The 13947-nt window shown below is 30.7% G+C and carries 15 protein-coding genes; all 15 read left to right on the top strand.

Translation table 11 applies throughout. The features are described 5' to 3' along the window. The first annotated feature begins 20 nt into the window (after window positions 1–20). The 15 genes from KPL55_RS19520 (at window position 21) to KPL55_RS19450 (ending at window position 13651) form a co-directional block, all read left to right on the top strand. Window positions 21–239: a YuzB family protein gene (locus KPL55_RS19520; RefSeq protein ID WP_216308427.1), complete on the top strand. Its 219-nt coding sequence runs from the start codon at window positions 21–23 to the stop codon at window positions 237–239. Window positions 240–316: 77 nt separating this feature from the next. Further along, window positions 317–1507 carry an anaerobic nitric oxide reductase flavorubredoxin gene (locus tag KPL55_RS19515; protein ID WP_216308426.1) on the top strand — a complete coding sequence of 397 codons (1191 nt, stop codon included), beginning with the start codon at window positions 317–319 and terminating at the stop codon, window positions 1505–1507. Between the two features lie 89 nt (window positions 1508–1596). Beyond that, window positions 1597–1758, top strand: coding sequence for a rubredoxin (gene rd / locus KPL55_RS19510; RefSeq protein ID WP_216150904.1), 162 nt, complete (start codon window positions 1597–1599; stop codon window positions 1756–1758). A gap of 25 nt (window positions 1759–1783) precedes the next feature. Next, window positions 1784–1972 (top strand): ferredoxin, encoded by a 189-nt coding sequence (locus KPL55_RS19505; RefSeq protein ID WP_216308425.1) that lies wholly within the window; start codon window positions 1784–1786, stop codon window positions 1970–1972. 38 nt (window positions 1973–2010) lie between these two features. Next, window positions 2011–2352 (top strand): cupin domain-containing protein, encoded by a 342-nt coding sequence (locus KPL55_RS19500; protein WP_216308424.1) that lies wholly within the window; start codon window positions 2011–2013, stop codon window positions 2350–2352. 221 nt (window positions 2353–2573) lie between these two features. Continuing rightward, complete coding sequence (gene hcp / locus KPL55_RS19495) at window positions 2574–4220, top strand: hydroxylamine reductase (protein WP_216308423.1); 1647 nt, start codon at window positions 2574–2576, stop codon at window positions 4218–4220. Window positions 4221–4312: 92 nt separating this feature from the next. Then, a complete protein-coding gene (gene rd / locus KPL55_RS19490; RefSeq protein ID WP_216308422.1) occupies window positions 4313–4474 on the top strand; it encodes a rubredoxin in 162 nt (53 codons plus the stop codon). A gap of 249 nt (window positions 4475–4723) precedes the next feature. Then, window positions 4724–5527 (top strand): lipid II flippase Amj family protein, encoded by an 804-nt coding sequence (locus KPL55_RS19485; protein ID WP_216308421.1) that lies wholly within the window; start codon window positions 4724–4726, stop codon window positions 5525–5527. 81 nt (window positions 5528–5608) lie between these two features. After that, complete coding sequence (locus KPL55_RS19480) at window positions 5609–5842, top strand: VOC family protein (RefSeq protein ID WP_246599678.1); 234 nt, start codon at window positions 5609–5611, stop codon at window positions 5840–5842. A gap of 169 nt (window positions 5843–6011) precedes the next feature. Beyond that, window positions 6012–7775 (top strand): sensor histidine kinase, encoded by a 1764-nt coding sequence (locus KPL55_RS19475; protein WP_216308420.1) that lies wholly within the window; start codon window positions 6012–6014, stop codon window positions 7773–7775. 4 nt (window positions 7776–7779) lie between these two features. Further along, window positions 7780–9408 (top strand): response regulator, encoded by a 1629-nt coding sequence (locus KPL55_RS19470; RefSeq protein WP_216308419.1) that lies wholly within the window; start codon window positions 7780–7782, stop codon window positions 9406–9408. A 152-nt stretch (window positions 9409–9560) separates the two neighbouring features. Continuing rightward, window positions 9561–10850: an ABC transporter substrate-binding protein gene (locus tag KPL55_RS19465; RefSeq protein ID WP_216308418.1), complete on the top strand. Its 1290-nt coding sequence runs from the start codon at window positions 9561–9563 to the stop codon at window positions 10848–10850. 65 nt (window positions 10851–10915) lie between these two features. Beyond that, a complete protein-coding gene (locus tag KPL55_RS19460) occupies window positions 10916–11785 on the top strand; it encodes a carbohydrate ABC transporter permease (protein WP_216308417.1) in 870 nt (289 codons plus the stop codon). Next, window positions 11782–12624 carry a carbohydrate ABC transporter permease gene (locus KPL55_RS19455; RefSeq protein ID WP_216308416.1) on the top strand — a complete coding sequence of 281 codons (843 nt, stop codon included), beginning with the start codon at window positions 11782–11784 and terminating at the stop codon, window positions 12622–12624. The genes KPL55_RS19460 and KPL55_RS19455 overlap by 4 nt, the downstream gene beginning before the upstream one ends. A gap of 43 nt (window positions 12625–12667) precedes the next feature. After that, on the top strand, window positions 12668–13651 hold the full coding sequence (locus tag KPL55_RS19450) for a glycoside hydrolase family 43 protein (RefSeq protein WP_216308415.1): 984 nt from the start codon (window positions 12668–12670) through the stop codon (window positions 13649–13651). Window positions 13652–13947: the final 296 nt, after the last annotated feature.

Below are 13947 nucleotides of genomic sequence, written 5' to 3'. Positions count from 1 at the left end.
ATAATTTAGGAGGTATAGATATGACAGAAATAAAATTTTGTGAAAACAACTTTACTTTTGGAACAGATGAAACTATGAAAAAATTAAAAGAAAATTATCCAGGATTAGATATAACTGCTGAGGATTGCCTTGGATTTTGTGGAGATTGCGCAGTAGGACCTTACGCGCTAGTAGATGATGAACTAATACAAGCAAGCACTGCAGATGATTTATATGAGGAAATAAAGGGTATGATGTAAATAATAAATGAGCTGTATCCCAAGATAAACTTTATTAAATATAGCTCGTAATAATCATAACGGAGAGGATGGTTTTAATGTCATTTAAGATTAGTGATAAAGTAGCATGGGTTGGTAAAATAGATTGGGAAATAAGAGACTATCATGGTAAAGAGTATTCAACGCACAAAGGAACCTCTTATAATTCATATTTAGTTAGAGATGAAAAAACGGTACTTATTGACACCGTATGGCAACCATTTGGAAAGGAGTTTGTTTCTAACTTAAAAAGAGAAATAGATTTGAGCAAAATTGATTATATTATTGCGAATCATTCAGAAGTAGACCACAGTGGAGCATTACCAGAGCTTATGAGGGAAATACCGAATACGCCTATATACTGCACTAAGAATGGAGCAAAATTTTTAAAAGCCCATTACCATCAAGATTGGAATTTCGTTGAAGTTAAGACTGGGGATACATTGGACCTTGGAAAAAATAAATTAGTATTTGTGGAAGCAAGGATGCTTCACTGGCCAGATAGCATGTTTACTTACTTAACTGGAGAAAATATATTGTTTAGTAATGATGCTTTCGGACAACATTATGCATCTGAGTTAATGTACAACGATAAGGTTGATAATGCAGAATTATTTCAAGAGGCTATAAAGTATTATGCAAATATTTTAACTCCTTTTAACCCGTTGGTAATAAAGAAAATAGAAGAAGTTCTAAGTTTAAATTTACCGTTAGATATGATTTGTCCAAGTCACGGTATCATTTGGAAAGACAATCCACTTCAAATTGCAAACCACTATTTAGAATGGGCAAGAGATTATAAAGAAAATCAAGTTACAATCATCTATGATACTATGTGGGGCGCTACAAGAATTATGGCGGAAGCAGTAGCTGACGGAATAAAGGAAGTTAATAGTGATATTACTATTAAAATTTATAATTCCTCAAAGAATGATAAAAATGATATTGTAACTGAAGTATTTAAATCAAAGATGGTACTTGTTGGTTCTTCAACAATAAATAAAGGGATACTTTCTTCTACAGCAGCAATACTCGAAATGATAAAAGGTCTTGGATTTAAGGGCAAAAAAGCTGCAGCATTTGGAAGTTATGGTTGGAGTGGAGAGTCAGTTAAGATAATAACAGAAGAATTAAAAAAAGCAGGGTTTGAAACAATAAATGAAGGTATAAGAGAAATATGGAATCCTGATGAAACTGGATTGGAAAGATGTAAAGATTTTGGCAAGAGTATAGGAGAGAATATAGGATAGACTATAAAGTAGTTTGTAATATAAACAAAGTAGGTTGTAATGCAAATAAAGTAGTTTCTAATGTAAATAAATTAAAGGGAGATGTTTTTATGGATAAGTATGTTTGTTTAGTGTGTGGGTATATTTATGATCCAGAAATAGGAGATCCAGATGGCGAAGTAAAACCAGGAACTAAGTTTGAGGATATTCAAGAAGATTGGGTATGTCCATTATGTGGAGTTCCAAAATCAGATTTCGAAAAAGTAGAATAAAAAATAAATTATAGGAGTGATATTAATGAAAGCTTACGTAGATAAGGATACATGTATTGGATGTGGATTATGCCCAGGGATATGTCCAGAAATATTTCAGATGGAAGATGACGGGAAAGCTGTGGCATCGCTAGATGAAGTGCCAGAGAATCTCGTTAGTAGTGCAAAGGAAGCAGAAGAACAATGTCCAGTGGCAGCTATAATTGTGGAGTAACCATTAAGAGTAAGGTATATAAAAAAGGAGAGAATGCTATGAAAATAGAGAAAATATCAGATAAAATAGTATATAACGAAGAGAAATTCACTAAAAGAATTATCTTCAAAGAAGATAGGGTGTTAAATTTCGTTTTAAATTTTAAACCAGGTCAAGGGGTTCCAGCTCATAATCATGAACAAAGTGATCTTATTATCCATGTGATTGTAGGTGAAGGTGATATGGGTGTAGACGGCATAAACCATAAAATTACTCAAGGTGATGTTATACACTGCAAGGGTACTGAAGTTTTTAGCTTAACTAATACTAGTGATAAAGATATGTCGTGTTATATTATACTTGCTCCAAATCCATCCCCAATGTATTCAAAGGAAGTATAGAAATCTTTTAAGTGTAAAAATAAAATGTAAATGGAACTCTGAGGCATTCCTTGGGGTTTTATTTTCATGTTGTTTTATTAATTTAAATACAATGTAAATAATACAAAAAAATAGGGCATCGTTAAAGAAAAATATGACAAAGTTACTTAGAATCATATATGTTTAGACAATAATAGTGTAAGATGATGTTAGAAACATACAAAAAATTAGGAGGGTTACATATGGAAGGGAAAATGTTTTGTTTTCAATGTGAACAAACTTTTGGTGGAACAGGTTGTACTAAAATGGGTGTCTGTGGAAAAACTCCAGAGATCGCAGCGCTACAAGATTTACTTATTTACCAACTAAAAGGAATAAGTTGTTATGCTACTAAACTTTTAGCTAAAGGTGAAAAACTTGATAAGTCATGGGTTTCATTTGTTGAGAATTCATTGTTTATGACACTAACTAATGTAAATTTTGATCCACAGTCCCATATGGACATGCTTAAAAAATCCCAAGTAATAAAAGAAGAAGTACGAAAAAAAGCTTCAAGCGAAAATGTAAATAGCGAGGAAGCTCTATATAATTTAAGTGATTCTAAAGAACAAATTCTTGAAGATGCTAAAAAAGCAGGCGTAATGTATGATGAAAATCTAGATGCTGATATTCGTTCCGTAAGAGAAACTATAAAATACGGATTAAAAGGAATTGCGGCATATGCGCACCAAGCTAGATTTATTAAATACAATAGCGATGATGTTGATGATTTCTATTTCATAGCTTTAGCAGTACTTACTGATGATAGCTTAAATCTTCAAGATCTTATTAAGTATTTAATTAAAACTGGAGAGACAAGCGTTAAGGTTATGGAAGTATTAGATAAAGGTAATAATGAGATGTATAACTCTCCTACACCTACGAAGGTTAATGTAAATATTAAAAAAGGACCATTTATAGTAATTTCGGGTCATGAGTTAAGGGATCTTGAAATGTTACTTGAGCAAACAGAAGGCAAGGGAATAAATATTTATACTCATGGTGAAATGTTACCTTCACATGGATATCCAAAGCTTAACAAATACAAACATTTAGCAGGTAATTTTGGTGGTGCTTGGCAAAATCAACAAAAGGAATTTGACAGCATACCTGGTTGTATTTTAATGACAACAAATTGTTTAATGAAACCAAGAGATTCTTATAAAGATAGAATCTTCTCAACAAGTGTTGTTGGTTGGGATGGTATAAAACACATTGAGGCAGATGAGACTGGCCATAAAGACTTTTCTGAAATAATTAGTAAAGCACTAGAACTTGGTGGATTTGAAAAGGATGAGGAAGTTAAAGAAATCCTAGTGGGATTTGGTCATAAAGCAACTTTAAGTCATGCAGAAACAATAGTTAATGCAGTTAAAGAAGGTAAAATTAGACACTTCTTCTTAATCGGAGGATGTGACGGTGCAAGATCAGGAAGAAATTACTACACTGAATTTGCAACTCAAGTTCCAAAGGATTGCATTATACTTACTCTAGCCTGTGGAAAGTATCGTTTTAATAAATTGGAGTTTGGTGAGGTAGCTGGTCTTCCAAGATTACTTGATATAGGTCAATGTAATGATGCATATTCTGCTGTTAAAATAGCACTAGCACTAGCTGATGCATTTAAGTGCACTATCAATGATTTACCACTATCATTGATTATAACTTGGTATGAGCAGAAAGCTGTTGCTGATTTATTAGCATTATTATCGCTCGGAGTAAAAGGAATTTACTTAGGACCAACACTTCCAGCTTTCTTAAGTCCTAATGTATTACAATTTCTAATTGATACTTTTGATATTAAACCAATAAGTACACCAGAAGATGATTTAAAACAAATTTTAGGATAAACTATATTATAGACTTTACTCTAGACTATATGATAGACTGTAGCCTAGAGTATAATCTTTAAAATAATAATTAAATAAGAGGAGATGTTTTTATGGATAAGTATGTATGTACAGTTTGTGGTTATGAGTATGATCCAGAAGTAGGAGATTCAGATGGTGGAATAGCACCAGGAACTAAGTTTGAGGATATTCCAGAAGATTGGGTTTGTCCATTATGTGGAGTTACAAAATCTGATTTCGAAAAAGTTGAATAAAGATTCCTAAAAATCTTTAATTTAATATTTAATAATAATGTATTTAAAGTCAGTAAATTTTGATCATAAAATGATTGGAGTTTGCTGGCTTTTTTTTACATTTGCATTAAAATAGGATAATTATTTATTGCAATAAGTTATACTAAGGCTAAAAAATAATGGAAAAATTTATTTAGATTGGATATAATAAAACAAAGAACATTAGCAGAATAATGAAATATATGAAGATAAATGGATGGAGGAAGGAAAATGTCTATACTAGTTATAATTGTGTTAGTGCTTACTGTTATAATTTCAATAATTTCGACACTTGCGTATTCCGTAAGGATTGTTGCGGTAAGATCGGGAAGGATAGCAGTAGCTTTTGCAGTATTTAATATTTTTGCGTTAGTTTCTAGAACTGCTAATACTGTGCAAGCACCACTATTAGCAAAAACAATTGAAGGAACTATAAAAATTGGAAATCCCCAAAGTTTATTGCCCACTTTTAGATGGATTCTATTTTCTACAACAATTGCGACAATAATTGGCTCGGCACTTATGCCGACATTTATAAAAGTTTTCGGAAAGGTTGTAGAGTCATTTAGTATTAATCGCTCTATTCCTAAATTGTTATTACATGCATTCTCAAAATCAGGTATAGAGCAGTTTAAAAGTAGTGTTACAAAACCTAAAAAGGCAAATATAGCACAATTAAAAAGTTTTAAAGCAATTCCTAAAAAAATAATTTTACTTAATACTGTAGCTTTTTCAATATCTACTGTTGGTGTTTTAGCATCACTTTATGCGGGATGTTTAAACCCTGAGCTAAGAACTACATGTAGTACATTATCAGCTGTGATAACTGGCGCGGCAACAATACTTATGGTTATATTTGTAGATCCATACATATCTATTTTAACAGATGACGTAATAAAAGGGGAATGCAGTCAATTGCAATTTGATAGATGTATTATCTTTATTGTTGGAGGATTAACAGTAGGTACGATTTTAGCTCAATTTCTATTAGTTCCAGCTGCAGAGGTAATATCATTAATAGCTAAATTAATCTAGAATCCATTATGAATTAGTAAAGTGTTTTTAGTGATATAATATTTAAATAAATCAATTATTTAAATTGATGGAAGTAGTGTTATGTTTTCTGATGTTTTTCCGGGTAGCCCTTTTGTAGAGGGAAATAACATAACCCTTGTAATAGCTAGTAAGAACATAGATGAAATTAAATCTTTATTTAACAAACTAAAAGAGGGAGGAACTGTTACTATGGACCTTCAAGAAACATTCTGGAGCAAATGTTACGGTAGCCTAACAGATAAGTTTGGAATTGGATGGCAATTAAGCTACGACAATGGAGAAATGGGAGTCTAGCTTAATAATGTTAATAAAAAAGAAGATATAACTTTCTTGTAAAGGACTGTTTTATCTTCTTTTTTATTTTCTGTAAAGGTTTAGAAGGAAAACTAGAAACACTTCTAGAAATATAAGTATTCAGATAGATGTATAAAACGTAATATAAGACGGAATGGAGGTTAATTAATTGAAAAAGATATATTTCAAATTTTCTAATTTAAAATTGAGAATTAAACTATTCATATCATTTATTATTATCATTTTTATATCTACTGTTTTAGTAAACTATTTTACATATAAGATATATGAAACTGATATGATAAACAAGTCGGCATTATTGTCTCAAAACTTAGTAAGACAGCTAGCAGATAACATTTCTTATAAAGCAAAAGATTTTGATAATAATGTAGTATTAAAAATAGGGATGGTAGATATATTTGCTAGTGGCGAATACCCTAATAACTTGCTTTTTATTAAAAGAAGCCAAAGCATTGGTGAATTTGCGAGAATACTTTCTGGTGCAGGTATTGATGTTAAGAGTATATTCATTAATAACAATTCTAACCAGGAGTTTAATTATAATAAGAACGATCTTAACAATAGTGAATATAAAAATACTAATATTTACAAATATATAAAAGAAAATTATGCCAAGATTAAAAATAAATGGGGAGCACCAACTTGGATATCTTTCAATAATGAAAGTGGAATAATATACACAGTTAGGTCTGTTATTGATACTAAAACCATGGAGTTTAAAGGGGTTATTGGTATAGGTATTGATGACAAATACTTTAAAGGATTATATTCTGATTTAGAACAGGCAAATGGAGGTTCAATTGTTGTTTATAATAATGATTCGAATGTAATTGTAACAAACAAAAATATGATAGGCATATCAGAGTACTTTAAAAATTTTGTACCACAAAATAAAGAAACAAAACAGGAGTATAAAAAAGATAAATACCTTATAACGGGAAGCATTTCAAGTGATAATAAATGGAAAATATTATATCTAACCGCAACAAAAGATGTATTAAAAGATGCATCTAAGATTAAGTTAAGAATTGTTATATTTTGCTTGATCTCAGTACTTTGTGCATTAGTAATTGCAATAGTTATATCTGATAGTATAACATCTAATATTAGATTGCTTTTAAAAAAAATAAGGTCGTTAGGCCAAGGTAACTTTTCAGTTAAAATAGAGCCTAATTATAATGATGAAATAGGAGAGCTTTTCCATGAATTTAATAAAATGGGTGATAAATTAAATGAATTAATTAAAAGAAATGCATTCGAACAGGCAGAAAAACAAAATGCAGAATACAATGCTTTGCAGGCACAGATAAATCCACATTTTCTTTATAATACTCTGGAATGTATAAATAGTTTTGCTAAAATTAATGGACAAGAAGAAATTGTAAGCATTATTCAATCACTTAGCTATTTACTTAGAATGAGCATTAGTGGTAAAAGGCCAGTTGTAAAGCTTTGTGATGAAATTGATTACGTTAAAAACTATCTTTTAATTCAAAAGATAATTTTAGGAGATAGGATAAATGTTGAGTATGATATAGATAATTTGGTTTTGGATTGTATGGTACCAAAACTTATTTTGCAACCCATCATAGAAAATGCTATTATGCATGGTATCGAAGATATGAGTGGCGGTGGACTAATTATAATATCCGTTCATCAGGAGGAAAACCTTTTAATCAATATTTCTGATAATGGAAAGGGAATGGACATTGATACAATAAATAAAATGCTTACTGAAAATGATGAAGAGGAAGAGTCTAGAGAAAAGCACACTCATATTGGTATTAAGAGTGTCAATAAAAGAATAAAAATACTTTATGGAAATAAATATGGAATAAAAGTTTCTAGTGAATTAGGCATTGGGACAGTAGTAGAAATTATCATCCCTGTTAATACAGTTGGGAAGGAGTAAAATAATGATAAAGGTAATGATAGTAGATGACAACAAACTAATTAGACAATCGATTATAATGACTATGGAGTGGGAATTAATAGGGTGCAATGTTGTTTGTGAAGCGGCCAATGGAGTCGAAGCGATGAATTTAGCTGTAAAGTATTCACCAGATCTAATAATCACTGATATAAGAATGCCTGAACTTGACGGGCTAGAACTAACAGAAAAAGTTAAAGAATATTTACCTTTTGTTAAAGTAATAATTATAACTGGATATGATGAGTTTAAATATGCTCAAAAGGCTGTTAAGATAGGAGCCTTTGATATAATTCTAAAGCCAATAAATAACGAGGAACTGTATGATGTAATTACTAGGGCTGTTAATGAATTAGGAAAAGAAAAAGAAAGCTTAATGCAGAAAGAGAAACTTTTGGAGGAAAAGAGAAATATGCAGAAAGAGATAAGTGACTCTATACTTGAATTAAGGGAAAAATATATTATTGATATTATCGACGGGGTATATTTTGGGGATGAAATAAATGAGGAGGATTCTATTTATTTTGGAGTCTCCTTTAAGAAACATGGTATTTTTATAATAAAACCTGACCTTAGCTACTATAAAAGTGGAGTAATTGAGAAAGAGCTTAGAACTAAATTTATTAGTTATTCTAAAGAAGCCATTAAAAATATAGAGAAATTTTATGATTTTGAATTTATTTGTTTTTGGATAAATGATGGACTAGCTATAATGGTAATTCCGCGCAGGGATGAGACGGAGAGAGTTGTTAATATAAAAATAATAGAAATATGTAATCGTATAATTGATTGGATTTATGATCGTATCAATTTAAAAGTTATTATTGGAGTTAGTAATATTTTCAATGGGGTAGGAGAGGTTAAAGATGCATACAATGAGGCTAGAGAGGCACTTGAATGTAGATTTTTCATAAGCAATAAAGCTCTAATACATGCTAATGTATTAGAGTGCAAAAATATTTTAAATGAGTATTTAATTATGAAAAAAATAAATTTGATTTACGAATATATTAGAGCAGATGATCAAGATGGAATGGAAAAATTAATAAACGATATTTTTAATGAGATTAAAAATAATGAGACTAGCGATGTTAATTATGTTAAAAATTTATTGATAGATATTTGTATGATAACGCTCCGGATTATGTATGAAAAAAGTGAATATAAGAACGATACATATAAAGGTTTTGCAGACATACATTCCGATATTAAATCTTGCTGTAATATATTGGATGCATTTAAATATGTAAATGATTTTATTGTTAAGGTATTTCAATGTGTAAATTCAAGTGAGAAGAAAAGTTATAGCTCTGTTACAAATAAAGTGATTGATTACTTAAATGAAAACTATAATAGAAAAATTCCACTCAGTGAAGTTTCTCAAATTGTTTCACTTAGCCCTACTCATTTAAGTAGAGTAATTAAAAGAGATACAGGTGAAACCTACATAGATTTGTTTAATAATTTGAAAATAAATATAGCAGCTAAGTTATTGAAGGAGACTAACCTTAAGGTTTATGAGGTAGCTAGTAAGGTAGGTATCGAAAACTACTCATATTTTTATCAACTGTTTAAAAAATTAACAGGAATATCACCCACAGAATACAACAAGTAGTTAGGATATCAGAATAACTAATAAAATGGTTGAATACCTAATATGGATAACTATCAATTTGGTATAAAGCGTTATTTTATATATAAAGTTACTAATATATAATTAGAATTGTAGAAGTTATTAACATATTAAATTATTCGAGGGGGATATTTATGAAAAAGAAACTAAGTTTGTTTCTATGTTTAATTCTTTCAGCTTCACTATTTGCAGGATGTGGGGCCAAAAGCGATTCAGCTACAAGTAAAGAAACTACGACCGATAAAGTAGTAACTTTAAAAGTAATTCACTATTTGACAGAGAAACCTAAAATTAAGGCGCTTCAAAATGAGGCTGATAATTTTACTAAGAAAAATCCTAATATTAAAATAGAAATTGAGAGTATGAGTTTGGATCAGTATGCAAATGTTTTAAAAATGAAATTAGCATCCGGAGATGCTCCTAACATAATTTTTGGATCACCTAAATCCTATAAAGATATTGTAGCATCTGATAATATATTAGATATTACAAATCAAGAATTCGTAAAAAGAATAGACCCTAAATTTATAGCTAATGTGACTATGGACAAAAAGGTATATGGAGTTCCGATGGATTTAATGCCATCAGGGGTTTTCTACAACAAAGATATTTTCAAAAAAGAGGGCATTGAAATTCCTAAAACTTGGACAGAATTTGTAAAGGTTTGCGAAACGCTTAAAGCTAAAGGAATTACACCAATAGCAGCCGGGTACAAAGATTTGGCTTCGATTGGTGGTGGTTGTTATACTGAAATATATGGCAATCCGCTACTTAAAATGCCGGATTTTCGTCAAGACGTTATGGATGGTAAAACAAAATTAGCCGATTTGCCTGAGTTTAAAAGTTTTATGCAACGTTTTCAAACAAGAAATAAGTATGTTAACAGTGATGCACTTCAAGTTGGAGTAGATCGTGCAGAGCAGATGTTTGCTACTGGAAAAACTGGAATGATAGTACTTGGAAGTTGGGCAATTGGTGCTATAAGAGCAGATAATCCTGAAGGTAATTTTGGAGTATTTATGTTCCCATCATCAGATAAAGCTGAAGAAAATGCTATGTCTACAGCAACGGATGATACATTTATGTTATCTGCACATGCTGATAATCAAGCAGAATCCTTAAAGTTTTTCGATTATATGACAAGCACTGAAGGCGCATCCCAATGGGCTCAAGACGTACAAGTCCTTTCTGCTATAACAGGCGCTAAAGCTACAAAACTTGATCCAATGGCTCAAGATTTATCAGATATTTATAGTACTGGCAAAGTCGTTAATTGGCTTGAAGCACAAGATTTTTATGGTCAATATAATGATATTTGGATGAAGAAACTACAAGAATTTGCTTTCAGCCCAGCGGGTACTGATATTAATAAATTTATTAAGGGATGGGACAGCGAATTTGATAAGGCTAGAACTATAAAATAAAACAAAAGAGCTACTTTTACTTTGATAAGTAAAAGTAGCTTTTCAAATAAATTAGGGGGCGTGTAATGAATAAAAAATTAACAAGTAAAAATATTTTTGATAAAATTTCAGATTTTACATTTTTATTGCCAGCATTGCTAATTTTCTCAATTGTTATAATAATACCCTTGATAAAAGGTTTAAATATAGCATTTACAGATTGGAATGGGGTTAGTAAAGATTTTAACTACGTAGGATTTAGAAATTTTACCACAATGTTTCATGATGATGGCCTTATACAGCCAATAAAAAACACATTATATTTTACTATTGTAACAACTATTTCAATTAATGTTTTAGGCCTTTCATTAGCTGTAGCTTTTGATAAAGCGTTTAAAGGAGTTAATGCGTTAAAAAGTATAATCTTTATGCCTATGGTTGCGAGTTTGGTGCTTGCTTCTATCATGTGGACATACTTATTTAATGATTTCGCAACCGCAATTTTTCATATTATAAGCCCCCTTGCAGGAACTAGTACTGTAATGACTGGACTCGCAATAATTAGTGTGTGGCGTGAAACTGGACTGGCTATGGTGATATATTTTGCAACGCTTCAAACTATACCAAAAGAAATTATCGAAGCAGCAGATATTGATGGTGCTAATGTTGTGCAACGTTTTTTCAAAGTAAAAATGCCTTTTATAGCACCTGCATTTACTTATTGTATACCACTATGGATTGGAACGGGTCTTAGGCAATTTGATTATTCAATGGTAGCAACCAAAGGTGGACCAGGCACATCTTCAGTATCCCTTGCGATGTATATATATCAGTATCTATTCCCATATTATAAAACGGGATATGGTCAAATGATAGCAATTGTATTTTTAGTATTTGTTTGTATTTTATCTTATTTTTTAACATCAATGCTAAGACGAAGGGAGATGGAAGCATGAAAAAGAAAGAATCTTTACTTTCACGGTTTCTTCAGGGAATTAAAATTATTTGTTTAGCATTAATATCTGGTGTATTTATATTCCCATTTTATATAGCTATAGTATATGCTTTTAAGTCTCGAGTAGAAACCTCAAAGTCACCGATTGCGTTTCCAAGTAGTTTATATTTAGAAAATTTTAAAGAAGCTATTAAACTTCCAAATTATTTGCATACCTTTATGAATAGCATTATAGTAGTTATTTTCGTTGTTCTATTAGTAGTTATAACTTGCTCTATGGCGGCTTATATTATAGTAAGAAAAAACAATAAATTTTATAATGCTTTTTATTATATATTCCAATTATCCATCTTGTTACCTTTCCCAGCAATAATGTTTCCATTGTATGTATTATTAAAAGACCTTGGTTTAATTAACACTCTGACGGGACTTATAATATCACAAACTGGAATATTAATTGGATTTTATACTTTTCTATACGCGGGTTTTATTAAAACAGTGCCTATAGAACTAGAAGAAGCAGCTAGAATTGATGGTTGTTCACGATTTAGAACATTCTTTCAAATTGTGTTTCCGCTGCTTAAGCCTATAACTATGACAATAGTTATTTTAAGTTTCTTGGCATCTTGGAATGATTTTATAGTAGCAATGGTAGTTGCTCAAAAACCTATAGTTAGAACATTACCGTTATTACAATTTTATTTTTTTGGGGAGTATTCGTCAGAAATTAATTTAGCGTTTGCAGCGGTAATAATTTCTATGGCACCAGTTATGATTTTATACTTTGCATTACAAAAATATATTATTGGCGGCGTTACTGCAGGAGCGGTTAAAGGATAATGTTTTAATATAATATAAAATTATTGGTAAAAAGGAGAAAATTATGGATGAAAATAAACAATTTAAAAATCCAATAGTATTACAAGCTGCAGACCCGTATATATTTAAGCATTCAGACGGGTACTACTATTTCACAGCATCTGTGCCTGAATATGACAGAATTGAACTTAGGAGAGCAAAGAGAATTGAAGAACTAAGTTCTGCAGTACCTTCAGTAATTTGGGAAAAGCACCAGAAGGGCGAAATGAGTGCATATATTTGGGCTCCAGAAATTCATATTATTAATGGTAAATGGTATATATATTTTGCGGCTGCGGATGTTAATGATATTAAAGGTGATATGTTTGATCACAGGATATATGTGATCGAGAACGTAGCAGCTAACCCATTAGATGGGAATTGGATTGAAAAAGGACAAATTAAAACTAATTGGGAATCATTTAGTTTAGATGCCACAACATTTGAACATTTTGGAAAGAGATATTTGGTATGGGCTCAGAATGACCCCAATGTAAAAGGAAATTCTAATTTATACATTGCCTTATTAACTAATCCTTGGACTATAACAGGTACACAAATAATGATTTCAAAACCAGAATATGCATGGGAAACCATAGGATTTTGGGTGAATGAAGGACCGGCTGTAATTAAAAGAAATGGGAGGATATTTATTAGTTATTCTGCAAGCGCTACAGATTATAATTATTGTATGGGAATTTTAACATGTGATGATACAAGCAATCTGTTAGACGCGCTCAGTTGGAAAAAGTCTAATGGGCCAATATTTACTACAAATTATGAAAATGGTATATATGGGCCAGGACATAATAGTTTTACCGTTTCGGAAGATGATAAATCTGATATTTTAATTTATCATGCAAGGGACTATAAAGAAATAGAAGGGGACCCTCTTGATGATCCTAATCGTCATGCTAGGGCAAAATTACTAAACTGGAAAATAGATGGCACTCCTGATTTTGGAAAGCCAGGGGTAGATCGAGGAGCTAAAATTAATTATATTTTGTAAAAAATTAAAACTAGGTTAAATGGGTAAGACATAAACTACCATTTAACTTGGTTTTAATATTTTTGTTGTATTATTATGGTATAATAGAATAATATTGCATAGAAAGTACAGAAATTTAATTTTAAGGATCAAATTTTATATAAATCAAATATTTATAATCAGTTCCGTCAACTAATATTAATATAAGACCAGCTAGTTAAAGTCAACTATTTAATTTAAATTTGTTTAAAGTTATTTAGATTAATTTTTTGCACAACAAAAAAACCGTTTCAAAAGACGAACGATGGTAAAAAAGG

Origin of the sequence: Clostridium lacusfryxellense (assembly GCF_018861735.1) — a bacterium.
Taxonomy (GTDB): Bacteria; Bacillota; Clostridia; order Clostridiales; family Clostridiaceae; genus Clostridium_AD; species Clostridium_AD lacusfryxellense.
Note: the sequence above shows the minus strand (reverse complement) of the source record. Positions and strands in the feature narration are given on the sequence as shown.